A 23,353-nucleotide genomic window follows, 5' to 3' on the forward strand; every position below is an offset into this window, starting at 1 on the left:
CAGACCAGTGGCCGCTTGTTAGGGAGGAATATGTCGTGTCGTTGTTTAAAGAAGCGCTTCATATGCATGAGCGTTATCAAGGGAAGCTGGAAGTAAAAGCGAAAGTGCCGTTAAGAAATGCTTACGATTTAAGCTTAGCGTATTCTCCTGGTGTAGCAGAACCGTGCAAAGCCATTCATGCCGAACCGAGCAAAATATATGATTATACGTTAAAAGCGAACACAGTGGCGGTCGTTTCCAATGGAAGTGCGGTGTTAGGACTTGGAAATATTGGGGCAGACGCGGCGTTGCCAGTCATGGAAGGAAAGGCGGTGCTCTTCAAAAGTTTCGCTGGGGTTGATGCATTTCCGATTTGTTTAAATACATCAGATGTAGAACAAATGATTCAGACCGTCAAATTGCTTGAGCCGACATTTGGTGGCATTAACTTAGAAGATATTGCTGCTCCGCATTGTTTTACGATTGAAGAACGATTAAAGCAAGAAATGAACATTCCTGTTTTTCATGATGATCAACATGGAACAGCGATTGTGACCGTTGCTGGTTTAATGAATGCATTAAAGTTAGTGAACAAAAAAATAGAACATATTCAAGTTGTCATTAACGGAGCAGGAGCAGCAGGAATTGCGATTATGAAGTTGCTTCGTTGTTACGGGGTTAAACATATCATCATGTGCGATTCAAAAGGGGCGATTTATGAAGGGCGCCCATATGGAATGAATGAGATCAAACATGAAATTGCTCAATGGACAAACGATGAGAAAAAAGCAGGAACGTTACAGGAAGTCATCGTTGGTGCGGATGTATTTATTGGTGTGTCTGTTGCTGGAGCGTTGACAGCGAGCATGGTTGAAACGATGAATCGAGATGCAATCATTTTTGCGATGGCAAACCCGACGCCAGAAATTATGCCGGAAGAGGCGTTACAAGCAGGGGCAACAGTTGTTGGGACAGGACGTTCCGACTATCCGAATCAAGTGAATAACGTGTTGGCATTTCCAGGTATTTTCAGAGGTGCGCTTGATGTACGCGCCAAACAAATTAATGAACAAATGAAAATGGCCGCTGTAGAAGCCATTGCGCATTTAATTACAGAAGATGAATTGCGTGCTGATTATGTTATTCCTGCTCCTCTCGATCCGCGCGTCGCTCCAGCAGTTGCTGCTGCTGTGGCAAAAGCTGCGATGGAAACAGGAGTGGCCCAAGTGATTGTCGATCCAAAAGAGGTAGAAAAACGAACACGACAATTAGCTCTGATTGCAGGTGAGGGTGAACATGACTACTTCTAAAGTATACATTGAAACGTTTTGGCAAATTCATCGCATGATTGAAGAAGCAGGTCTTCAACCTGGCGATCGATTGCCATCTGAACGAGAGTTAGCCGACCGATTGCGAGTCGGACGCTCTTCTGTTCGTGAAGCGTTGCGGGCGTTAGAGTTGCTCGGATTAATTGAAACGCGCCGCGGGGAAGGAACGTTTATGAAACCGTTTGGCGACCATCAGCTCATTCAACTACTTGGCTCGTTTATTTTGCAAGGAAATCGGGAAAAAAGAGATTTAATAGAAACAAAAATATTCATAGAGCGCATATGCTTACAACTCGCTTGCGAACGGCTGACAGATGAAAAGCTCGAGCTTATATTACAAACGGAGCATACGTACCATTCATTTTTCCGACGGATTGTGGAGGCGACCGATAATTATTTATTGTTGCGCATTTGGCTTGTATTAAGCGATTTTTTTGAACACGTATATACGGTCGAGCTCCCTTCCGAGTTTTATAAACAAATGCGGATCGCACTACAAAAACGGTCTTGTGAAGAAGCGATTGCTATTTATGAACAATACGTGATGCAAAAAATGTCGAAAGAGAATTGACACAATGTGACAAACAAAGTTGTCTTTATCCAGTAAAGTAGAAATGGACTAAGTAGGGGAGGGAAACATGTGCTGAAAGATTTGTTCTCCAAAAAGAAGAAGTATGCGACCATTCCATCTGAACAAGCAAAGCAAGATGTACCTGAAGGCATTATGACAAAATGTCCGAAGTGTAAAAAAATTATGTATACGAAAGAATTAGTGAAAAATTTACGCGTTTGTATATCGTGCGGCTATCATCATCCGATGTCTGCTCCTGAACGCATTGCTTGTTTGTTAGATGAAGGGACGTTTCATGAATACGATCGTCACCTTCTTTCTAAAAATCCGCTTGATTTTCCACAGTATATGGAGAAAATTGAGGAAGATCGTGAGAAAACGAAATTGAATGAAGCGGTTGTGACAGGAGAAGGAACGATAAACGGCTTTCCTGTTGTTATTGCAGTGATGGATTCCCGTTTCCGTATGGGAAGCATGGGATCAGTTGTCGGAGAAAAAATTGCACGCGCCATCGAACGAGCGATGGAAAAATCAGTACCTTTTATTATTTTTACCGCTTCAGGTGGAGCGCGCATGCAAGAAGGTGTATTAAGTTTAATGCAAATGGCGAAAACAAGCGCTGCATTAAAACTGTTTAGCGAACAAGGTGGACTCATCATTTCAGTCATGACCCATCCAACGACAGGTGGTGTATCAGCAAGCTTCGCCTCGCTTGGAGATTATAATTTTGCTGAACCGGGGGCGTTGATCGGTTTTGCGGGAAGACGAGTCATCGAACAGACGGTTCGGGAAGAGTTGCCAGATGATTTTCAAACAGCGGAATTTTTATTGAAACACGGACAATTAGATGCTGTTATTCCGCGTCATGAATTAAAAGATAAATTAACGAATGTATTAGACATTCACCAATCGCGAGGTGGAGACGAATGGCATACGAATTAGAATTTGAAAAGCCGCTTGTAGAACTGCGAAAAAAAATTAGCGAACTGAAAGAGTTTACGAAACATCGTGACGTCGACTTTTCAGATGAAATCAATAAGTTAGAAGCGCGACTTGAAAAGCTTGAAAATGATATTTATGCTAATTTAAGCCCGTGGGATCGTGTGCAAATTGCCCGACATCCAAATCGTCCGACAACGCTCGATTATATCGATCGGTTGTTTACGAACTTTTTTGAATGTCACGGTGATCGTTGCTTTGGCGACGATGAAGCGATTGTCGGAGGAATTGCGAAATATCACGGATTGCCTGTGACAGTCATCGGACATCAACGCGGAAAAGATACGAAAGAAAATATTCGCCGTAATTTTGGCATGCCGCATCCAGAAGGGTATCGAAAAGCACTTCGTCTAATGAAACAAGCCGAAAAATTTGGGCGTCCGATTATTTGTTTTATTGATACGAAAGGGGCGTATCCAGGAAAAGCTGCCGAAGAGCGCGGACAAAGTGAAGCGATCGCGCGAAATTTGTTTGAAATGGCGGGGTTGACTGTCCCTGTCGTATGCATTGTGATCGGTGAAGGTGGAAGCGGCGGTGCGCTTGCGCTTGGTGTCGGAAACTATGTTCATATGCTTGAAAATTCAACGTATTCCGTTATTTCGCCAGAAGGGGCAGCAGCTATTTTATGGAAAGATGCGTCACTCGCGAAAAAAGCTGCCGAAACGATGAAAATTACAGCGAAAGATTTAAAGCAGCTTGGCGTCATTGATGAAATGATTCCAGAAGTGCGCGGCGGTGCGCATCGAAATGTTGATGAACAGGCGAAATATATTGATGACGTTCTTCAACGTTCGTTGCGTGAATTGCTTCCGTTAAACGCTGAACAGTTAATTGCACAACGATATGAAAAATATAAGAAAATTGGCGATTTTATCGAGTCGCAACAGCACGTGTCCGTTACGTAAAAAAGGTCATCCATTTCGATGGCCTTTTTAATTACATGAAATAAGCGACTTTGGGTAAACTTTTTGTAGCGTGAAAAAATCAACGTTTTGTGAAACATTTCATTATGTATTGTGTTCCATATACCTTCATGTTATCTTAAAGTAAGAGGTCATACTTCTTATTTTATTTTTTTAAAGAGGTGAAGAGCGATGAAAAGAATTGGTGTGCTTACGAGCGGTGGCGATTCACCAGGAATGAATGCGGCCATTCGCGCAGTTGTTCGAAAAGCAATTTACCATGGATTAGAAGTGTACGGCATTTACCACGGATATGCGGGATTAATTGCCGGAAACATTAAAAAGCTTGAAATCGGGGATGTCGGCGATATTATTCATCGTGGTGGAACGATGTTATATACTGCCCGCTGCCCAGAATTTAAAACGTTAGAAGGACAGTTAAAAGGAATTGAGCAATTGAAAAAGCATGGCATTGAAGGGCTCGTTGTGATCGGTGGTGACGGTTCGTATCAAGGGGCGAAAAAATTAACAGAACACGGCTATCCTTGCGTCGGCGTGCCAGGAACGATTGATAACGACATTCCAGGAACAGATTTCACGATCGGTTTTGATACAGCATTGAATACGGTTATTGATGCAATTGACAAAATTCGTGATACAGCGACATCTCATGAGCGTACATACGTCATTGAAGTCATGGGGCGTCATGCTGGTGACATTGCGCTTTGGGCCGGTCTTGCTGGCGGAGCAGAAAGCATTTTAATTCCAGAAGCGGATTATGATATGAATGAAATTGTTGCACGTCTCAAACGTGGACACGAACGCGGCAAAAAACATAGTATTATTGTTGTTGCGGAAGGCGTCGGTAGCGGTGTGGAATTCGGCAAACGAATTGAAGAAGCAACAGGCTTTGAAACGCGTGTAACCGTATTAGGTCACGTCCAACGTGGTGGTTCACCGACAGCGTTTGACCGTGTGCTTGCAAGTCGTTTAGGTGCTCGTGCCGTAGAATTGTTGCTTGAAGGAAAAGGCGGACGTTGCGTCGGCATTCAAAACAATCAACTTGTTGATCATGACATCATTGAAGCGTTAGCACAAAAACATACAGTTGACCAAAAAATGTATCAGTTGTCCAAAGAGCTTTCAATTTAATGTATATTTATGGTATCGTTTCCATATGCAAATTGTAGGAGGGTGTTTATGCGCAAAACGAAAATTGTTTGTACGATCGGTCCAGCGAGTGAAAGTGTAGAAAAGCTTGTGCAACTTATTGAAGCAGGAATGAACGTCGCTCGTCTTAACTTCTCGCACGGAAGTCATGAAGAACATGCAGCGCGCATTCGCAACATTCGTGAAGCGTCGAAAATAACTGGAAAAACGGTAGCGATTTTATTGGATACGAAAGGTCCAGAAATTCGTACGCATGACATGGAAAATGGGGCGATTGAGTTAAAGGCAGGCTCTGAAGTGACGATTTCCATGAAAGAAGTGCTCGGTACGCCAGAAAAATTTTCGATTACTTATGAAGGGTTAATTGATGACGTTCACGTTGGCTCAACTATTTTATTAGATGATGGATTAATCGGATTAGAAGTGTTAGCGATCGATAAAGAGGCAAAAGAAATTCGGACGAAAGTGTTAAACGGTGGCGTACTGAAAAATAAAAAAGGTGTGAACGTCCCGGGCGTAAAAGTGAAGTTGCCGGGTATTACTGAAAAAGACGCAGAAGATATTCGTTTCGGTATTGAACAAGGCATTGATTTCATTGCTGCATCGTTCGTTCGCCGCGCTTCTGATGTGCTTGAAATTCGTGAATTGCTCGAAGAACATAACGCGTTGCACATTCAAATTATCCCGAAAATTGAAAACCAAGAAGGCGTAGACAATATTGACGAAATTTTGGAAGTCGCAGACGGCTTAATGGTTGCCCGCGGAGATTTAGGCGTTGAAATTCCGGCAGAAGAAGTGCCGCTTGTGCAAAAAGAATTAATTAAAAAATGTAATGCGCTCGGAAAACCAGTTATTACAGCGACACAAATGCTTGACTCAATGCAGCGCAATCCGCGTCCAACTCGTGCGGAGGCAAGTGACGTCGCGAATGCCATTTTCGATGGAACAGATGCGATTATGCTGTCAGGTGAAACAGCAGCAGGTGCTTATCCAGTAGAAGCGGTACAGACGATGCATCGCATTGCTTTGCGCACAGAACAAGCGTTACAATACCGCGACTTATTATCGAAGCGAAGCAAACAAAGCGGCACAACGATTACAGATGCCATTGGACAATCGGTTGCTCACACCGCATTAAACTTAGATGTCGCAGCGATTGTTACGCCGACAGTCAGCGGCCATACAGCCCGCATGATTTCGAAATACCGTCCAAAAGCGCCAATTATCGCTGTTACATCGAATGAAGGTGTTTCGCGTAAATTAGCGCTCGTTTGGGGTGTTTACCCACACGTTGCTCAACATGCTACATCAACAGATGAAATGCTTGATATTGCAGTTGAAGCAGCTCTTGATACACGTATTGTGAAACATGGTGATCTCGTCGTCATTACGGCAGGTGTTCCGGTTGGAGAAACAGGATCGACAAACTTAATGAAAGTGCATATGATTGGCGATATGATTGCAAAAGGCCAAGGTATTGGTCGCAAATCAGCATTTGGAAAAGTTGTTGTAGCGAAAACAGCAGAAGAAGCAGTTGAAAAAATGATTGAAGGCGGCATTTTAGTTGCTCCTGCAACAGATGCGGATATGATGAAAGCGTTAGAAAAAGCTGCTGCGATCATTACAGAAGAAGGCGGCTTAACAAGCCATGCAGCTGTGGTCGGCTTAAGCTTAGGCATCCCGGTCATCGTCGGTGTAAACAATGCGACAACCATTTTAAAAGACGGACAAGATATTACAGTAGACGCAAGTTTCGGTGCCATTTATCGTGGTCACGCAAGCGTGCTATAATAAGAAGGGGGACAACCCCTTCTTTTCTCATTTTGGAGGGATATGTATGCGTAATATCTTTTTTCTTCTTTTTATCGTTATCCCAGCGTTAGAAATTGTCGTTCTTGTTTTATCTGGAAAGGCAATCGGGGTATGGCCAACATTTGCTTTCATCGTGGCGACAGGCATTATCGGTGCATTTTTAGCGAAAAAGCAAGGATTACACACGCTTCAGCGCGCGAAGTACGAATGGATGAATGGACGTATCCCAAGCGATGCGCTATTAGATGGGATTTGCATTTTAGTTGGCGGGACGTTATTGTTAACGCCAGGATTTATTACTGATACAGCAGGTTTTATTTTGCTTCTCCCATTTGCGCGCGAAAAAATGAAACCGTGGCTCGTCCGTTTGTTTAAGTGGATGTTTTATACGAAAACTTGGATATACATTCGAAAATAAAAAGCATAAGCTCGTCGCTTATGCTTCTTTTTTTCCAACAATGAAATGCCAAATGTCTTGAAATACGCCAGCATGATGTAGTGTGCGTCCAATGACAAGCAATACCGGTCCAACGATTAATCCGAGAAACCCGATCAATTTGAAACCGACGAATAAAGCAATTAATGTAGCTAATGGATCGAGCCCGATATTAGAAGAAAGAAGTTTCGGTTCCATCACTTGTCGCTGTACGAGAACAACGATATATAGCACGCCAAGACCGATGGCAAAATGAGTATCCCCGCTTATTGCTGTGTAAACAATCCATGGAACGAATACTAAACCTGTTCCTAAATACGGCAAAATATCTACTATGCCAATAATAAGCGCGATAGTGATCGCGTATTCTACTCGCAACACAAGCAATCCGACTAATACAATGAGCGTTGTAATGGAAATGAGTGTGGCTTGCGCTTTAAGGAAGCCAAATAGCGCCTTTTTTAGTTCAGTAAACACTTTTGTGCTGCTCGTTTGCACTTTGTTTGGTAACAGCTTTTGAAACAACGATTTTAGACGATACCAATCCTTGCTTATAAAAAATGTAGCGAGCAATGAAAAAATAAAGATTGTCGCAAAATTAGGCAACCATCCGATAATCGAAGGGATATTTTGTAATATATTTTGGATAAATTGTCCAACTGTTGTAGCAATTCTCGTCCCAACCGACTGAATGTTTGCCATAATCGTATCTTGTTGAGATGTATCTAAATTTTTAAAGAGCGTAGCTAGCTGGTTGTATAGTGGAATAAGTTGGCTGGCGACAAACTGTTCCATGTAAACAACAAGCTTTTGAAAATGACTTGGAACGACTGTTGCTAAATATTGTGTGCCCGTCACAATTTCTGCGACAAGAAGAGTGACAAGCCCTGCAACGAGTGCAAGTAAAAAAATTAAAACAACGATGACCGCTAGCGCCCTCGGCATTTTCGCTTTTTTCTCTAATACATCCACAACCGGATTAATGAAAAAGGCAATCGCTAACGCAATTAAAAACGGATACGTTAACGTTGATACATAATATAAACTCGCTAACCCAGCAATGATGACAAAGATGACAAATAAAAAGCGAAGGGAGCGATATACATATTGATTTGGCACGTCTTCACCTCCCGTCTTTTGTCATTTATGACTATTATAATATACAATGCAAAAGAAGAAAAAGTTTCAAAGAAGAAGGTGATATTTGATGCAACCGTTTATTTTTTTATTTATCCTTCTTGTCATTGGCATGATGGCAAAAAATCATTCCCTTATTGTCGCAGTGCTTTTTTTACTCGTTGTGAAAAGCATCGGACTAAGTTCGAAAGTATTCCCTTACTTACAACAAAAAGGAATCAATCTTGGGGTGACCATCATTACGATTGCTGTATTAGTTCCGATTGCCTCTGGAAAAATAGGTTTTAAAGAGCTGACAGAGTCCGTTCGATCGGTTTACGCGTGGATTGCAATGTTATCAGGTATTGCGGTCGCTTTATTAGCAAAAGGAGGCGTCACGCTGCTTGCAAAAGATCCGCATATGACGACTGCGCTTGTCATTGGGACGATTTTAGCTGTATCTTTATTCAAAGGTGTTGCGGTTGGGCCGTTAATTGGTGCGGGTATTGCGTATATGCTCATGAAAATGGTCGATGTATTTTCGTGATTTATTACTTTTTTATAATAATATTTTTGAATTATGATTTCTTTTAGTTCACAAAAGTCTGATAATTGTTTATAATGGTATTGGAGCATGTACGAAACTATCGTATATATTCCCCTGCTCGCTTCGTTAAGCGGACAGGTGAATATATAACAAAATGTAAGCATTTTCTTTGCATTTTTATTCAGCTGTTTTGAGCAATCGCTCGACGACGCGTTTCAACATGGGAAAAGGGGAATAAAAGAGAAAAGGAGAGATGTAAGATGACAGTAACTCGCGGTCTCGAAGGGGTTGTTGCAACCACTTCCACAATTAGTTCGATCATCGATGATACGCTCACGTACGTTGGGTATAATATCGATGATTTAGCAGAACATGCTACGTTTGAAGAGGTTGTTTATTTGCTTTGGCACCGCAAATTGCCAAACAAAGAAGAGCTAGAAACGTTAACGAAACAGTTGGCAGAAAATGCCGATATCCCGCAGCAAATCATTGATCACTTTAAAATGTATCCGCTTGACAAAGTTCATCCAATGGCAGCGCTTCGCACAGCGATTTCGTTCCTTGGATTGTACGATGAAGAAGCGGAAGCGATGAATCCGGAAGCGAACTATCGCAAAGCGATTCGTTTACAGGCGAAAGTATCAACAATTGTTGCTGCGTTTTCCCGCATTCGCAAAGGATTAGAGCCTGTACCACCGCGCAAAGATTTAAGTTTTGCGGCAAACTTTTTATACATGTTAACAGGTAAAGAGCCGGATCCAATCGCTGAAGAAGCGTTTAATAAAGCGCTTGTGCTTCATGCGGACCATGAATTGAACGCTTCAACTTTTACGGCGCGCGTCTGTGTTGCTACTTTATCAGATGTATACTCTGGCATTACTGCAGCGATTGGAGCATTAAAAGGACCTCTTCATGGCGGAGCAAACGAAGCGGTCATGAAAATGTTGACGGAAATCGGTACGCTTGAAAATGTAGAAACGTACATTCACAACAAATTAAACAACAAAGAAAAAATTATGGGCTTCGGTCATCGCGTTTATCGTCACGGAGACCCACGCGCAAAACATTTAAAGAAAATGTCTGAAAAATTGACGAAGTTAACAGGTGAACCGCATTGGTATGACATGTCGGTGAAAATTGAGGAGATTGTTACATCGACAAAAGGGTTACCACCAAATGTTGATTTCTACTCAGCTTCTGTTTACCATAGTTTAGGAATTGATCACGATTTATTTACACCAATTTTTGCAATTAGCCGTATGTCTGGATGGCTTGCACACATTTTAGAGCAGTACGAAAACAACCGTCTCATTCGCCCGCGTGCAGAATATACAGGACCGATGAGACAAGTGTACGTACCGATTGAAGAACGCGCATAACGATTGTTTAGAAAAGGTGAGAAGTTCGCCTCTCACCTTTTTACACTACACGATTTGGAGGTATGATGATGCAAGGAGAAAAAATTACAGTTACAAACGGAGTATTAAACGTTCCAAATTATCCAATTATCCCATTTATTGAAGGGGATGGGACAGGTCCAGATATTTGGGCAGCCGCTTCTCGCGTATTGGAAGCAGCTGTTGAAAAAGCGTATAAAGGTGAACGGAAAATCGTTTGGAAAGAAGTGCTTGCTGGTGAAAAAGCGTTTAAGTTGACAGGTGAATGGTTGCCACAAGAAACACTTGATACGATTCGTGAATACATAATTGCGATTAAAGGTCCGTTAACAACGCCGGTCGGTGGTGGCATTCGTTCATTAAACGTTGCGCTTCGCCAAGAGCTCGATTTATTTGTATGCTTACGTCCGGTTCGCTATTTTAAAGGAGTTCCTTCTCCAGTTAAGCGCCCTGAAGATACAGATATGGTTATTTTCCGTGAAAATACGGAAGATATTTATGCTGGAATCGAATATGCGAAAGGAACGCCAGAAGTAAAAAAAGTGATCGATTTCTTACAAAATGAGATGGGCGTACGCAAAATCCGCTTCCCTGAAACATCAGGAATCGGCATTAAGCCAATTTCAGAAGAAGGAACGAAACGATTAGTGCGGGCGGCGATTAAATATGCGATTGAACACGGCCGCAAATCGGTGACGCTCGTTCATAAAGGAAACATTATGAAATATACAGAAGGTGCGTTTAAAAACTGGGGTTACGAATTAGCTGAGCAAGAATTTGGCGATCAAGTGTTTACATGGGCAGAATATGATCGCATCGTTGAAACGGATGGAAAAGAAGCTGCAAACAAAGCGCAGGCGGAAGCAGAAGCAGCAGGAAAAATTATCATCAAAGATGCGATTGCAGATATTTTCTTACAACAAATTTTAACTCGTCCACGCGAGTTTGATGTCGTTGCAACGATGAACTTAAACGGCGACTACATTTCTGACGCGCTTGCAGCACAAGTAGGCGGCATCGGTATCGCTCCAGGTGCAAACATTAACTATGAAACAGGTCATGCAATTTTTGAAGCAACGCATGGCACAGCACCAAAATATGCAGGATTAGATAAAGTAAATCCGTCATCGGTCATTTTATCTGGTGTAATGATGTTTGAACATCTCGGTTGGAACGAGGCAGCGAAACTCATTATTGACTCTATGGAAAAAACAATTGCATCCAAAGTGGTCACATATGATTTTGCGCGCTTAATGGAAGGTGCAACAGAGGTGAAATGCTCTGAATTTGCGGATGCTCTCATTCGAAATATGAGCGAATAAATGAAAAAGGGGATGGAAGAACGTGGGTATGAAACGTAAAAAAATCTCAATTATCGGTGCTGGATTTACGGGAGCGACAACAGCGTTTATTTTAGCGCAAAAAGAGCTAGGTGATATCGTTCTTGTCGACATTCCACAATTGGAAAATCCGACAAAAGGCAAGGCGCTCGATATGCTTGAGTCAAGCCCAGTTCTTGGTTTTGACGCCAACATTATTGGTACGTCGGATTATGCGGATACGGCTGATTCGGACATCGTTGTCATCACTGCGGGGATTGCACGCAAACCAGGGATGAGTCGTGACGACTTAGTAACGACAAATCAAAACATTATGAAAGCTGTAACGAAAGAAGTCGTTAAATACTCACCGAACTGCTTTATTATCGTCTTAACAAACCCAGTAGATGCGATGACATATACAGTATTTAAAGAATCGGGCTTTCCGAAAAACCGCGTCATCGGCCAATCTGGTGTATTAGATACCGCGCGTTTCCGGACATTTGTTGCACAAGAATTAAACTTATCTGTTAAAGACATTACAGGATTTGTTTTAGGCGGTCATGGAGATGATATGGTACCGCTTGTGCGTTACTCATATGCAGGGGGCATTCCGCTTGAAACGTTAATCCCAAAAGAGCGTTTAGACGCCATTGTTGAACGTACGCGTAAAGGTGGCGGTGAAATCGTCAACTTGCTAGGCAACGGTAGCGCTTATTATGCGCCAGCTGCGTCCCTTGCTGAGATGGTTGAAGCGATCGTAAAAGACCAGCGCCGAGTTCTTCCAGCCATCGCTTATTTAGAAGGCGAATACGGATATGAAGGCATTTATTTAGGTGTGCCAACGATTTTAGGTGGCAACGGAATCGAAAAAGTGATCGAATTACAGTTAACAGACGAAGAAAAAGAAGCATTAGCGAAATCTGTTGAATCGGTGAAAAACGTGATGAAAGTGTTACAATGATAAAAAATTCGGGGGATCTTTCCCCGAATTTTTGTATATGGTCAAGCAAAGGGGAGATGACGATGTTAGGGAAAAAGCGTAAAATTGGACGTTTAATTTCGGACATTTCGGTCGGGGAGAAGCTTGTATTAACGGAAGCGATTGAAGATAAAGATTTATTGTTATATTTAGGGCTCACAAACGATGCGAACCCGCTTTATATTCAACATGATTATGCATCCCAAACACCGTTGAAACGTCCAATCGTACCAGCGATTATGTTAACAGGTATGATTACATCAGCTATTTCAAAATATTTACCGGGTCCAGGAAGCCATATCGTTTCCCAAACGATTGAATTTAAACGACCAGTATATCATTATGAGCATGTCGAGTTTTTATTTGAAGTAACGCATGTTGATGAAGAAAACAATGAAATTCATATTGCGGTTCAAGCGGTTCGAGATGGGGAAGAAATATTAGTTGGAGCGTTGCGTGTCGTTCCGCCATATCCGTTTATTGAAGAAAAAGCATTAGATAACTTTTAAAAGGGGCATCGCCTCTTTTTTTTATTTTTATCTTTCAAAATAACTCGTTATAATAAAAATGTAACAAATTTACGTTGTTGGAGGATGGCTATGTCGAAACGTGTGTTAGTTGTCGATGATGAGCATTCGATCGTCACTCTATTAGAGTACAATTTAAAACAAGCTGGATTTACCGTATTGACGGCTTATGATGGGGAGGAAGGGCTTCATAAAGCATTGGAAGAACGACCTGATTTTATCATTCTCGATTTAATGTTACCAAAATTAGATGGCATTGAAGTATGTAAGCAATTGCGTCAACAAAAAGTGATGACACCGATTTTAATGTTGACGGCAAAAGACGATGAGTTTGATAAAGTGCTTGGTCTTGAATTAGGTGCTGATGATTATATGACGAAGCCGTTTAGCCCACGCGAAGTTGTCGCACGTGTCAAGGCGATTTTGCGCCGAACGACTATTCATGGAAATGAAGAAAAACAAGAAAATGGTGACGATTCGCTCATTGTCGGGCAACTAAAAATTTTCCCAGATCGTTATGAGGCGTATTTTGCAGAGCAAAGATTAGAATTAACTCCAAAAGAATTTGAGCTATTAGCATATTTAGCGAAATATAAAGGGCGTGTATTGACGCGCGATCAGTTACTTAGCGCCGTATGGAATTATGATTTTGCTGGAGATACGCGCATTGTTGATGTGCATATTAGCCATTTGCGTGAAAAAATCGAACAAGATACGCGAAAACCCGTATATATTAAAACAATACGCGGATTAGGGTATAAGCTAGAGGAGCCGAAAGTGGATGAATAAATTTCGCTCTCGGCTATTGCTCGGGCTCGTTTCGGTCATTTTATCTGTTTTATTTGGTCTTGGGGTGTTATTAGGTCAATTATTTCAAAAATTTTATGCGGATACCGTCCATGAACGGATGGAGAAGGAGGCCAAGCTTTTAGCTTTATATATAGAGAATAAATCGTTCCAATCCTCATCGTTTGAGCAAAAATTGCGTGCCATTAGCGATATGCTGTCTGCTCGCATCACCATTGTTGACCGAGATGGACAGCTTATGTTTGATACAAACAATTACGTATCCATCGATGAAAAGCGTCATAAAAAATTGATTCAAACGTTATTAAAACAAGAAGATCGTTCCGTTATTTTTGAAGAAGAACAAGATTTATATTATTATGCCGTCCCATTTTGGCAGCGGGATGAGCAACTTGGGCATATTGTTCTCAGCTTGCCGATGGATGCGATCGAGCGGGTAAATGAACAAATTTGGATTTTGCTTACATTCAGCTTAAGTATCGCATTTTTCATTATTCTTTTATTAGGTATTAGAATTACAAATCAATATACAAAACCGATTGAGGCCGCAACAAAAGTGGCGATGGAACTTGCACGCGGCAATTATAAAGCGCGAACGTACGAAAGCAGGGAAGATGAAACGGGGATGCTTAGCCAGTCGCTTAATATTTTAGCGCGCAATTTACAAGAGATGGTGCGCATGCAAGAAATGCAACAAGATCGCTTGCGAGCATTAATTGAAAATATGGGGAGCGGCTTAATTTTAATTGATCAACGTGGTTACATTTCGCTCATGAACCGCGCGTATAAGGAAATGTTTCATATTGATCCGTCCGACTACGTTCATCGTTTATATTATGAGGCGTTTCCGCATAAGGAAGTTATTGCGCTTGTGGAAGAAATATTTATGACCGAAGTAAACGTACGGAAACAATTGCTTCTTCCTGTCGGTATTGAGCGAAAACATTTTGAAGTATACGGAACACCGATTATCGGAACGAACGATGAATGGAAAGGAATTATCGTTGTGTTCCACGATATTACTGAGCTAAAAAAGCTTGAGCAAATGCGAAAAGATTTTGTAGCGAACGTTTCGCACGAACTAAAAACGCCGATTACATCGATTAAAGGTTTTGCGGAAACGTTATTAGATGGGGCAATGCATGATGCTCAAACACTTGAATATTTTTTAACGATTATTTTAAAAGAAAGCGAACGATTGCAACATTTAATTCAAGATTTGCTTGATTTATCAAAAATTGAACAACAAGGATTTACATTAAATATATCGGTTGTTGACTTGTACGACGTATTAAAAGAAGTCATTGTCATGCTTGAAGGGAAAGCGAATGATAAACAAATTGCATTATCATGCACATCGAATGCCTCGATTTGTTATATGTATGGAGATTTACATCGTTTAAAGCAAGTTTTTATTAATTTAATTAATAACGCCATCGCTTATACGCCAGCAGGTGGACGCGTCACCGTTTCCATTGAAAAAGACGATAAACAATTGCATGTTCATGTCAGCGACACAGGGATTGGTATTGAACAAAAAGAAATTCCGCGCATTTTTGAACGTTTTTATCGTGTAGACAAAGCACGAAGTCGCAACTCAGGGGGGACAGGCCTTGGTTTAGCGATTGTAAAACATTTAGTGGAGGCGCATCACGGAACGATTTCTGTAAAAAGTGAAGTAGGTGTAGGAACGACATTTACTGTTCATTTTCGCGTTGATGCTTGTTTAGATGAATGATTTTTTAACGATATATTTACAAACGATTTACCATATATTAAAAAAATACTGGTAAGATAACAAATGAAAACCCCTTCATCCAAGAAGCCGATTGTCTTGGAATAGGCGAGGACAACGAATGTTCTCGTCTTTTTTCTTTTTTAGCGGGTATCGTGGTAAAATAAGCGTAAGTGAATAAAGAGGAGGTTTTCGGTTTGGCAAATAAATTAGTATTGATCGACGGCAATAGCATCGCTTACCGCGCTTTTTTTGCTCTGCCGCTCTTACATAACGATAAAGGGATTCATACAAATGCGATTTACGGTTTTACGATGATGTTAATGAAGCTCATTGAAGAAGAAAAACCGACGCATATGCTCGTTGCGTTTGACGCAGGGAAAACGACATTTCGTCATGAAGTGTACACAGAATATAAAGGAGGGAGACAAAAGACGCCACCAGAACTATCAGAACAGTTTCCATTTTTACGTGAGTTGCTTGATGCATATAACATCCGCACATATGAACTTGAAAATTACGAAGCGGATGATATTATTGGGACGCTCGCGACAAAAGCGGAAAAAGAAGGATTTCACGTTGTGATTATTTCAGGGGATCGGGATTTAACTCAATTAGCGTCTGACCGTATTCATGTGCATGTGACGAAAAAAGGAATAACAGATATGGAACGATATACGCCAGAGCATGTGCTTGAAAAGTACGGATTAACGCCCGCACAAATTGTTGATTTAAAAGGGTTAATGGGGGATGCATCAGATAATATCCCGGGTGTTCCGGGAGTCGGAGAAAAGACAGCGTTAAAGTTGTTAAAGGAGTACGGAACAGTTGAACACGTACTAGCATCACTTGAACATATTTCAGGAAAAAAACTAAAAGAGAATTTACAAACGTATCGTGAACAAGCGCTACTAAGTAAGCAGTTAGCGACCATTCATCGCGACGTTCCGCTCACACTATCGCTCGATGAATTAGCATGGCAGTCATATGATGTCGAACGACTGGCAGCATTGTTTCGAGAGCTAGGTTTTACGTCGCTAATGGATAAAATTGGACATCCTTCGCATGAACAACGATCGTTAACGAATATCTCTTTCGTAACGGTACAAACGATTGACGAGCACATGTTGACGGAAGATAGCGCCCTTGTTATCGAAGTGCTTGATGAAAATTATCATCAAGCACCGATTCTCGGATTTGCACTTGTGAATGAGCGAGGACATTTTTTTATCCCGACAGACGTTGCTTTTGCATCTTCTGTATTTCGAGCATGGCTTGAGAATGAGCAATGTAAAAAAAGTGTGTTTGACGCGAAACGAGCAATTGTTGCGCTAAAGTGGCACGGCATTGAATTAAAAGGAATCGATTTTGATTTATTATTAGCGGCATACTTGCTCAATCCGACAGATGCAAACGGGGACATCGCAGCCGTTGCAAAAACGAAGCAATATACAGACGTACAAAGCGATGAAGATGTGTACGGAAAAGGGGCAAAACAGACGGTTCCGCCGACAAATGTATTAGCTGAACATCTCGTACGAAAGGCAAAAGCGATTGCTTCTCTAAAAGAAACATATATTCATGAACTAAAACAAAATGAACAATTTGAATTGCTTATTCACTTAGAGTTACCACTTACGTTCATTTTGGCGCAAATGGAGTTTTACGGTGTAAAGGTGGATGTGAATTGCTTACAAAACATGGGGAGAGAGTTCACCGCTCAGCTCCAACAAATTGAGCAACGCATTTATGAATTAGCAGGAACAACGTTTAACATTAATTCCCCAAAACAACTTGGGACGATTTTGTTTGAGAAATTACAGTTGCCGATTGTGAGAAAAACGAAAACAGGTTATTCCACATCGGCGGATGTTTTAGAAAAATTAGCGCCATACCATGAAATCATTGAGCAAATTTTACATTATCGTCAACTCGGAAAATTACAATCGACGTATGTAGAAGGATTAATGAAAGTAGTGCGCCAAGATACAGGGAAAGTGCATACAATTTTCCAACAAGCATTGACGCAAACAGGGCGCTTAAGTTCAACGGAGCCTAATTTACAAAACATTCCGATTCGCATTGAAGAAGGAAGAAAAATTCGTCAAGCGTTCGTCCCATCTTTTGATGATTGGGTCATTTTTGCGGCTGACTATTCGCAAATTGAGTTGCGCGTGTTAGCCCATATTGCCAATGACGAAAATTTAATTGCTGCATTTCATCATGATCTCGACATTCATACGAAAACGGCGATGGACATTTTTCATGTAAAGGAAGAAGAAGTGACCGCACATATGCGTCGGCAAGCAAAGGCGGTCAATTTTGGTATCGTTTACGGAATTAGCGACTACGGATTGTCGCAAAACTTAGGCATTACACGCAAAGAAGCAGCAGAATTTATTGAGCGATATTTTCAAAGCTATCCAGGTGTCAAACGATATATGGAAGAAATTGTACAAGATGCAAAACAAAAAGGATATGTCACGACGTTGCTTCACCGTCGTCGCTATTTACCGGATATTACAAGCAGCAACTTTAATATTCGTAGCTTTGCTGAGCGAACAGCGATGAACACACCAATTCAAGGAAGTGCTGCGGATATTATTAAAAAAGCGATGATTGATTTAGCGACACGTTTACATGAAGAACGGTTACAAGCGCGTCTATTATTGCAAGTACATGACGAACTTATTTTAGAGGCTCCAAAAGAGGAAATTGATTTGTTGAAAAAAATTGTCCCAGATGTCATGGAAAATGCAGTATCATTACGTGTTCCATTAAAGGTCGATTACCACTTTGGACCGACGTGGTATGATGCGAAGTAAGGAAAGGATGAACAAACATGCCAGAACTACCTGAAGTGGAAACGGTGCGGCGCACGCTTCTTCCGCTTGTTGTTGGCAAAACGATTGAACGTGTAAAAGTACATTGGGAAAAGATCGTCCAACATCCTGACGTAGAAACATTTTGTGATCGATTAAAAGGACAGACGATTTACGATATTGAGCGACGGGGGAAATTTTTAATTTTTCAATTGGACGATGTTGTTCTAGTTTCCCATTTGCGTATGGAGGGACGCTACATATACGAAAAAGAAAATGCCCCATTTGATCGCCATACGCACATCTTTTTTACATTTACAGATCGTACCGAACTTCGTTATCGCGATGTGCGTAAATTTGGAACGATGCATTTGTTCAATAAAGGGGAAAACGTTCCACCTTTATCAAACATCGGCATCGAGCCGCTTGACGAACAGTTTACTGTTTTATGGCTTACCGATCAGCTTCAACGAACAAAGCGAACAATAAAAGCGGTATTGCTTGATCAAACGATTGTTGCAGGATTAGGAAATATTTATGTTGACGAAGTGTTATTTCGTTCGTCCATTCATCCAGAACGTATCGCAGCTACGTTAACGGAGCAAGAAATAGAAGCGTTACATGAAGCAATCGTTGAAACGATACGAGAAGCGATTGAAAAAGGGGGCAGCACGGTTCGAACGTACGTCAATACGCAAGGGAAAATAGGAACATTTCAAACGCAATTGTACGTATATGGGCGTGTAAATAAGCCGTGCCGGCGATGCGGGGAGCCCATTGTCAAAACAATGGTCGCAAATCGCGGTACGCATTATTGTAAACATTGTCAAACATAGTGTAAGAACATTGCCTAGGCCTCTTCCATATACTATGGTAGTTTTTCAAAGGAAGGGGCAGGCGCTTATGATCACATGGTCTTTATTTTTACTTGCTTTAGCTGTTAGCATCGACGGTTTGACTGTCGGGATTACGTACGGTATGCGGAATGTACATATTCCGCTTCGGTCATTGCTTATTATTTCGCTTTTTTCGTGCCTGACTTTTTTAGTGGCGATGGGCATTGGGCGCATCATGTATGTGTTTTTTTCACCTGCTGTTGCGAACGCAATGGGTGGAAGTATATTGATCGTATTAGGGTTATGGATGATCATTCAATTTATCCTTAAACGAGACGACAATGAAGAAAAGTTTCTCATGAATGTAGAAATTCGTCCGCTCGGTATTGTTATTCAAATTTTACGCAAGCCAACGATGGCTGATTTTGACCGGTCAGGTACGATTACAGGAATGGAAGCCGTATTTTTAGGTGTTGCTTTGTCTCTTGATGCGTTTGGGGCAGGAGTGAGCGCAGCGCTTTTAAATTATTCTGTAACGTTTACGACATTTCTCATTTGTTTGCTTAGCTTTAGCTTCTTATTTAGCGGTTTAAAAATTGGTAAGTCGTTTAGGAAGTATGACTGGCTACAAAAATATTCGTTTTTACCTGGAATTATGCTCATTGTGCTTGGTATTTTTAAAATGAGATAGGGGGGATAGTAAGTGTTAACGATCGGTTTAACAGGGGGGATTGCGAGCGGAAAAAGCACGGTCGCGGCGATGTTTCGCGACTTACATATTCCTGTTATTGATGCAGATGAAATCGCTCATCGTGTCACAGCAATCAATGGTGAAGCGTATAAACCTATTGTTGAAGCGTTCGGCCGCGACATTTTGGATGCAAACGGAGCGATTGATCGCCGCAAACTCGGTACGATCGTGTTTGATGATGAACAAAAGCGAAAACAGTTAAATGCCATCGTTCATCCGCTTGTGCGCAAACATATGCTACAACAAAAAGAACAATATGCGAAACAAAAGGAAAAGGCAGTTGTTCTCGATATTCCTCTTTTATTTGAAAGCAAATTAGAGCATCTTGTTGATCGCATTCTCGTTGTATATGTCGATGAACAAACCCAGCTTCATCGTCTTTGTGAGCGCAATGGCTTTTCGGTTGAAGAAGCACGGGCTCGCATGAAAGCACAAATGCCGCTTGAAGAAAAAAGAAAGAAAGCCGATGCAGTGATCGATAATAACGGAACGATAGAAGAAACGAAACGACAATTGCATGCATGTTTAGTACGTTGGGGTGTTCTTGGAAAATAGGACGCCCTTTTTTTATTTTTTTATAGCATAAACAAACTAAAAGTGTTATACTATTTTTGTAGATAACGAACAAATAGTATAACATATATATTGAAAGGAGCTATATAATGAAAGCGAGAGTAGCGATTAACGGATTCGGACGCATTGGACGGATGGTGTTCCGAAAAGCGATAATTGAACAAGATTTTGATATTGTAGCGATTAATGCGAGCTATCCGCCTGAAACGTTAGCTCATTTAATAAAATATGATTCAAACCATGGCAAATTTGAAGGGGAAGTCATTCCGGTTGAAGATGGACTTATTGTGAATGGGAAAAAAGTACAGTTACTCAATTCCCGCGATCCACGCCTACTGCCATGGGGAGAGCTTCAAATCGATATTGTTATTGAGGCGACAGGAAAGTTTAATGCAAAAGAGAAAGCAATGATGCACATCGAAGCAGGGGCGAAACGCGTCATTTTAACAGCGCCAGGAAAAGATGAAGATGTAACAATTGTCATCGGTGTAAATGAACATATGCTTTCTCCAGAACATATCATTATTTCAAATGCTTCATGCACAACAAATTGTTTAGCTCCGGTTGTAAAAGTGCTTGATGAAGCATTCGGCATTGAAAATGGGTTGATGACAACTGTGCATGCATATACAAACGATCAAAAAAATATTGACAATCCGCATAAAGATTTACGCCGTGCCCGTTCGTGTGCACAATCGATCATTCCAACAACGACAGGTGCAGCGAAAGCGTTGGCGCTCGTATTGCCACATTTAAAAGGAAAAATGCACGGCATGGCATTGCGCGTTCCAACGCCAAACGTTTCGCTTGTTGATGTCGTTGTCGATGTAAAAAAACATGTAACGGTCGATGAAGTAAACGAAGCATTTATGCAAGCAGCACGTGGATCGTTAAAAGGCATTTTAGACGTGACGATGGAACCGCTCGTATCGATTGATTTTAATACGAATCCGCACTCTGCCATTGTCGATGGATTATCCACGATGGTAATCGAAAATCGGAAAGTAAAAGTATTAGCATGGTATGATAATGAATGGGGTTATTCGTGCCGCGTTGTTGATTTAACAAAGCTTGTTGCAAAACAGTTGTCAAAAAACGAAGCGGTTGCGATGTCATAACGCTGGCATTCCAGCGTTATTTTTTATGCCTAATTTCATAAAAAACAAAAAACAATATTGAAAAAAAGATATAAACGAAGTATACTATTTTTCGTGAACTTCTTGAACGCATGGTAATGTGACTACTTAAAGGGTTAGGACCTCTTTGGACTAACTTTCCCCCGTGGTAGTTATACATTCCAGAAAGCAAAAGAAATTCATCGTTTATTTTTTTTCAAAATTTATTAAAGGGGGATACGATCATGGATACAATGGGTCGTCACGTTATCTCAGAACTTTGGGGATGCGATTTTGATAAGTTGAATGACATCGAGTTTATTGAAAAAACATTTGTTGATGCAGCGTTAAAGTCAGGTGCGGAAATTCGTGAAGTTGCATTTCATAAATTTGCACCACAAGGCGTTAGCGGCGTTGTGATCATTTCTGAATCACATTTAACGATTCACAGTTTTCCTGAACACGGATATGCGAGTATTGATGTGTACACATGTGGACATTTAGATCCAACGATTGCTGCTGACTATATTGCAGAAGCGTTAGGTGCGCAAACACGTGAAACAATTGAATTGCCTCGTGGCATGGGTCCGATTGAAATTAAACAAGCAAAAGCTTTATAATAAAGTGTAAGAGGAAAAGAGGTGTAGATTCTGCACCTCTTTTTTATCATTCGTTGAAAAGTGAGGCGACGACAGGTGAAATGGAAATACGTATTAACGAATCATAATGAAACATCGGAACGTCATCCGGATGAGCAGTTGAAAAGCCGTTATTATAAAACGACGCAAGCGGCTGCATTAAAAGAAGTGAAACAATTGTTCGAGCAAATGGACGGCTATCATATTGTGGCAATCTCAGAAGAAAGAGGAGAAATGAGCGTATCGCTTACGAAAGGAAAAAAAGCATTTATCGTCGTCACAGTCATTTCTGTTCGACCGTTCGAAACAGCTATTGATTTTTCTGTGACGACAGAAACAAAGTGGTTGCCAATCGACTTTGGATTTAGCCGTCAACTTATTATTCGTTTATATGATCAATTAGCTAAACGATTAACATACATCGGATCGGGAATATATAGTGAGAAGTAGTTGTGCATGCGCCTTTTTTTGTCTACTATAAGGGTAAGATTACTGTCAGGAGTTGATACATATGAAATGCCCATCGTGTCACCATCATGGGACGCGGGTACTTGATTCGCGTCCAGTTGATGAAGGGCGTTCCATTCGCCGTCGGCGCGAATGTGAACGTTGCCATTTTCGTTTTACAACGTTTGAGAAAGTCGAAGAAACACCGTTAATTGTCGTGAAAAAAGAAGGAACGAGAGAAGAATTTAGTCGTGAAAAAATATTGCGTGGGCTGATTAAAGCATGTGAGAAGCGGCCGGTTGCCCTTGAACAATTAGAGCAAGTGACGCAGCAAATTGAGCGAGAATTGCGTAATAGCGGCATAAATGAAGTAAAAAGTGAAACGATCGGCGAAATGGTAATGGAAAGATTATCAAAAATTGATGAAGTCGCTTACGTTCGTTTTGCCTCTGTATATCGACAGTTTAAAGATTTAAACGTCTTTATTGAAGAATTAAAAGAGCTCATTAAAAAAGAACAAGGAGAAAGGGCATAATGTGCTCTT

Annotated in this window: 23 protein-coding genes; 22 read left to right on the plus strand and 1 reads right to left on the minus strand. The window is 41.1% G+C overall.

From position 1 onward, the window contains the following. The first annotated feature begins 35 nt into the window (after window positions 1-35). The 7 genes from ystJ (at window position 36) to HNR63_RS07370 (ending at window position 7,179) form a co-directional block, all read left to right on the plus strand. On the plus strand, window positions 36-1,289 hold the full coding sequence (gene ystJ, locus HNR63_RS07340) for an NADP-dependent malic enzyme (protein WP_181520310.1): 1,254 nt from the start codon (window positions 36-38) through the stop codon (window positions 1,287-1,289). After that, complete coding sequence (locus tag HNR63_RS07345; RefSeq protein WP_181520311.1) at window positions 1,276-1,878, plus strand: FadR/GntR family transcriptional regulator; 603 nt, start codon at window positions 1,276-1,278, stop codon at window positions 1,876-1,878. Before ystJ ends, HNR63_RS07345 begins: the two co-directional genes overlap by 14 nt. Window positions 1,879-1,947: 69 nt before the next feature. Beyond that, the gene (accD, locus tag HNR63_RS07350; RefSeq protein WP_021093780.1) at window positions 1,948-2,820 is read left to right on the plus strand and encodes an acetyl-CoA carboxylase, carboxyltransferase subunit beta; all 873 of its coding nucleotides are present in this window, start codon (window positions 1,948-1,950) and stop codon (window positions 2,818-2,820) included. Continuing rightward, complete coding sequence (accA, locus tag HNR63_RS07355; RefSeq protein WP_021093781.1) at window positions 2,805-3,782, plus strand: acetyl-CoA carboxylase carboxyl transferase subunit alpha; 978 nt, start codon at window positions 2,805-2,807, stop codon at window positions 3,780-3,782. Before accD ends, accA begins: the two co-directional genes overlap by 16 nt. 189 nt (window positions 3,783-3,971) lie before the next feature. Further along, a complete protein-coding gene (gene pfkA, locus HNR63_RS07360) occupies window positions 3,972-4,931 on the plus strand; it encodes a 6-phosphofructokinase (protein WP_021093782.1) in 960 nt (319 codons plus the stop codon). 48 nt (window positions 4,932-4,979) lie between these two features. Continuing rightward, window positions 4,980-6,740, plus strand: coding sequence for a pyruvate kinase (pyk, locus tag HNR63_RS07365; RefSeq protein ID WP_181520312.1), 1,761 nt, complete (start codon window positions 4,980-4,982; stop codon window positions 6,738-6,740). Between the two features lie 46 nt (window positions 6,741-6,786). Further along, window positions 6,787-7,179, plus strand: a complete 393-nt coding sequence (locus tag HNR63_RS07370; RefSeq protein WP_021093784.1) for an FxsA family protein — start codon at window positions 6,787-6,789, stop codon at window positions 7,177-7,179. 18 nt (window positions 7,180-7,197) lie between these two features. Here HNR63_RS07370 and ytvI read toward each other — a convergent pair whose 3' ends face one another. Continuing rightward, complete coding sequence (gene ytvI, locus HNR63_RS07375; protein ID WP_085788289.1) at window positions 7,198-8,316, minus strand: sporulation integral membrane protein YtvI; 1,119 nt, start codon at window positions 8,314-8,316, stop codon at window positions 7,198-7,200. Between the two features lie 88 nt (window positions 8,317-8,404). Here ytvI and HNR63_RS07380 point away from each other — a divergent pair, with 88 nt between their 5' ends. The 15 genes from HNR63_RS07380 to nrdR all read left to right on the plus strand — a co-directional run bounded on the left by HNR63_RS07380 (window position 8,405) and on the right by nrdR (window position 23,344). Beyond that, entirely contained in the window at window positions 8,405-8,860 is a 456-nt protein-coding gene (locus HNR63_RS07380; protein ID WP_085788290.1) for a DUF441 domain-containing protein, read from the plus strand. Between the two features lie 260 nt (window positions 8,861-9,120). After that, the gene (citZ, locus tag HNR63_RS07385) at window positions 9,121-10,239 is read left to right on the plus strand and encodes a citrate synthase (protein ID WP_085788291.1); all 1,119 of its coding nucleotides are present in this window, start codon (window positions 9,121-9,123) and stop codon (window positions 10,237-10,239) included. Between the two features lie 65 nt (window positions 10,240-10,304). After that, on the plus strand, window positions 10,305-11,579 hold the full coding sequence (icd, locus tag HNR63_RS07390) for an NADP-dependent isocitrate dehydrogenase (protein WP_085788292.1): 1,275 nt from the start codon (window positions 10,305-10,307) through the stop codon (window positions 11,577-11,579). A gap of 22 nt (window positions 11,580-11,601) precedes the next feature. After that, a complete protein-coding gene (mdh, locus tag HNR63_RS07395; protein ID WP_021093789.1) occupies window positions 11,602-12,540 on the plus strand; it encodes a malate dehydrogenase in 939 nt (312 codons plus the stop codon). A gap of 56 nt (window positions 12,541-12,596) precedes the next feature. Next, a complete protein-coding gene (locus HNR63_RS07400) occupies window positions 12,597-13,067 on the plus strand; it encodes a MaoC/PaaZ C-terminal domain-containing protein (RefSeq protein WP_085788293.1) in 471 nt (156 codons plus the stop codon). A gap of 90 nt (window positions 13,068-13,157) precedes the next feature. Continuing rightward, window positions 13,158-13,874 (plus strand): response regulator transcription factor, encoded by a 717-nt coding sequence (locus HNR63_RS07405; protein WP_181520313.1) that lies wholly within the window; start codon window positions 13,158-13,160, stop codon window positions 13,872-13,874. Beyond that, the gene (gene pnpS / locus HNR63_RS07410) at window positions 13,867-15,630 is read left to right on the plus strand and encodes a two-component system histidine kinase PnpS (protein ID WP_181520314.1); all 1,764 of its coding nucleotides are present in this window, start codon (window positions 13,867-13,869) and stop codon (window positions 15,628-15,630) included. The genes HNR63_RS07405 and pnpS overlap by 8 nt, the downstream gene beginning before the upstream one ends. A 194-nt stretch (window positions 15,631-15,824) precedes the next feature. Further along, window positions 15,825-18,452: a DNA polymerase I gene (gene polA / locus HNR63_RS07415; protein WP_181520315.1), complete on the plus strand. Its 2,628-nt coding sequence runs from the start codon at window positions 15,825-15,827 to the stop codon at window positions 18,450-18,452. 17 nt (window positions 18,453-18,469) lie between these two features. Further along, window positions 18,470-19,285 carry a DNA-formamidopyrimidine glycosylase gene (gene mutM, locus HNR63_RS07420; RefSeq protein ID WP_181520316.1) on the plus strand — a complete coding sequence of 272 codons (816 nt, stop codon included), beginning with the start codon at window positions 18,470-18,472 and terminating at the stop codon, window positions 19,283-19,285. 67 nt (window positions 19,286-19,352) lie between these two features. Next, window positions 19,353-19,976 (plus strand): sporulation membrane protein YtaF, encoded by a 624-nt coding sequence (ytaF, locus tag HNR63_RS07425; RefSeq protein WP_042894966.1) that lies wholly within the window; start codon window positions 19,353-19,355, stop codon window positions 19,974-19,976. Window positions 19,977-19,988: 12 nt separating this feature from the next. Next, entirely contained in the window at window positions 19,989-20,591 is a 603-nt protein-coding gene (coaE, locus tag HNR63_RS07430) for a dephospho-CoA kinase (protein ID WP_085788297.1), read from the plus strand. A gap of 107 nt (window positions 20,592-20,698) precedes the next feature. After that, window positions 20,699-21,727 (plus strand): glyceraldehyde-3-phosphate dehydrogenase, encoded by a 1,029-nt coding sequence (locus tag HNR63_RS07435; RefSeq protein ID WP_181520317.1) that lies wholly within the window; start codon window positions 20,699-20,701, stop codon window positions 21,725-21,727. Between the two features lie 242 nt (window positions 21,728-21,969). Further along, complete coding sequence (gene speD / locus HNR63_RS07440; protein ID WP_003397846.1) at window positions 21,970-22,344, plus strand: adenosylmethionine decarboxylase; 375 nt, start codon at window positions 21,970-21,972, stop codon at window positions 22,342-22,344. A 75-nt stretch (window positions 22,345-22,419) separates the two neighbouring features. Beyond that, window positions 22,420-22,812, plus strand: coding sequence for a hypothetical protein (locus HNR63_RS07445; RefSeq protein WP_021093798.1), 393 nt, complete (start codon window positions 22,420-22,422; stop codon window positions 22,810-22,812). Between the two features lie 61 nt (window positions 22,813-22,873). Further along, window positions 22,874-23,344 (plus strand): transcriptional regulator NrdR, encoded by a 471-nt coding sequence (gene nrdR / locus HNR63_RS07450; RefSeq protein ID WP_009361824.1) that lies wholly within the window; start codon window positions 22,874-22,876, stop codon window positions 23,342-23,344. Window positions 23,345-23,353 lie beyond the last annotated feature (9 nt).

Origin of the sequence: Anoxybacillus ayderensis (assembly GCF_013761015.1) — a bacterium.
Classification (GTDB): domain Bacteria; phylum Bacillota; class Bacilli; order Bacillales; family Anoxybacillaceae; genus Anoxybacillus; species Anoxybacillus ayderensis.

What these genes read in the sequence shown, in the direction of transcription:
- ytaF (WP_042894966.1), top strand. Translation starts at nt 19,353, where the DNA reads ATGATCACATGGTCTTTATTTTTACTTGCTTTAGCTGTTAGCATCGAC.
- mutM (WP_181520316.1), top strand. Translation starts at nt 18,470, where the DNA reads ATGCCAGAACTACCTGAAGTGGAAACGGTGCGGCGCACGCTTCTTCCG.
- nrdR (WP_009361824.1), top strand. Translation starts at nt 22,874, where the DNA reads ATGAAATGCCCATCGTGTCACCATCATGGGACGCGGGTACTTGATTCG.
- HNR63_RS07380 (WP_085788290.1), top strand. Translation starts at nt 8,405, where the DNA reads ATGCAACCGTTTATTTTTTTATTTATCCTTCTTGTCATTGGCATGATG.
- pyk (WP_181520312.1), top strand. Translation starts at nt 4,980, where the DNA reads ATGCGCAAAACGAAAATTGTTTGTACGATCGGTCCAGCGAGTGAAAGT.
- HNR63_RS07400 (WP_085788293.1), top strand. Translation starts at nt 12,597, where the DNA reads ATGACGATGTTAGGGAAAAAGCGTAAAATTGGACGTTTAATTTCGGAC.
- HNR63_RS07345 (WP_181520311.1), top strand. Translation starts at nt 1,276, where the DNA reads ATGACTACTTCTAAAGTATACATTGAAACGTTTTGGCAAATTCATCGC.
- HNR63_RS07405 (WP_181520313.1), top strand. Translation starts at nt 13,158, where the DNA reads ATGTCGAAACGTGTGTTAGTTGTCGATGATGAGCATTCGATCGTCACT.
- citZ (WP_085788291.1), top strand. Translation starts at nt 9,121, where the DNA reads ATGACAGTAACTCGCGGTCTCGAAGGGGTTGTTGCAACCACTTCCACA.
- pnpS (WP_181520314.1), top strand. Translation starts at nt 13,867, where the DNA reads ATGAATAAATTTCGCTCTCGGCTATTGCTCGGGCTCGTTTCGGTCATT.
- HNR63_RS07435 (WP_181520317.1), top strand. Translation starts at nt 20,699, where the DNA reads ATGAAAGCGAGAGTAGCGATTAACGGATTCGGACGCATTGGACGGATG.
- HNR63_RS07370 (WP_021093784.1), top strand. Translation starts at nt 6,787, where the DNA reads ATGCGTAATATCTTTTTTCTTCTTTTTATCGTTATCCCAGCGTTAGAA.
- icd (WP_085788292.1), top strand. Translation starts at nt 10,305, where the DNA reads ATGATGCAAGGAGAAAAAATTACAGTTACAAACGGAGTATTAAACGTT.
- pfkA (WP_021093782.1), top strand. Translation starts at nt 3,972, where the DNA reads ATGAAAAGAATTGGTGTGCTTACGAGCGGTGGCGATTCACCAGGAATG.
- speD (WP_003397846.1), top strand. Translation starts at nt 21,970, where the DNA reads ATGGATACAATGGGTCGTCACGTTATCTCAGAACTTTGGGGATGCGAT.
- accA (WP_021093781.1), top strand. Translation starts at nt 2,805, where the DNA reads ATGGCATACGAATTAGAATTTGAAAAGCCGCTTGTAGAACTGCGAAAA.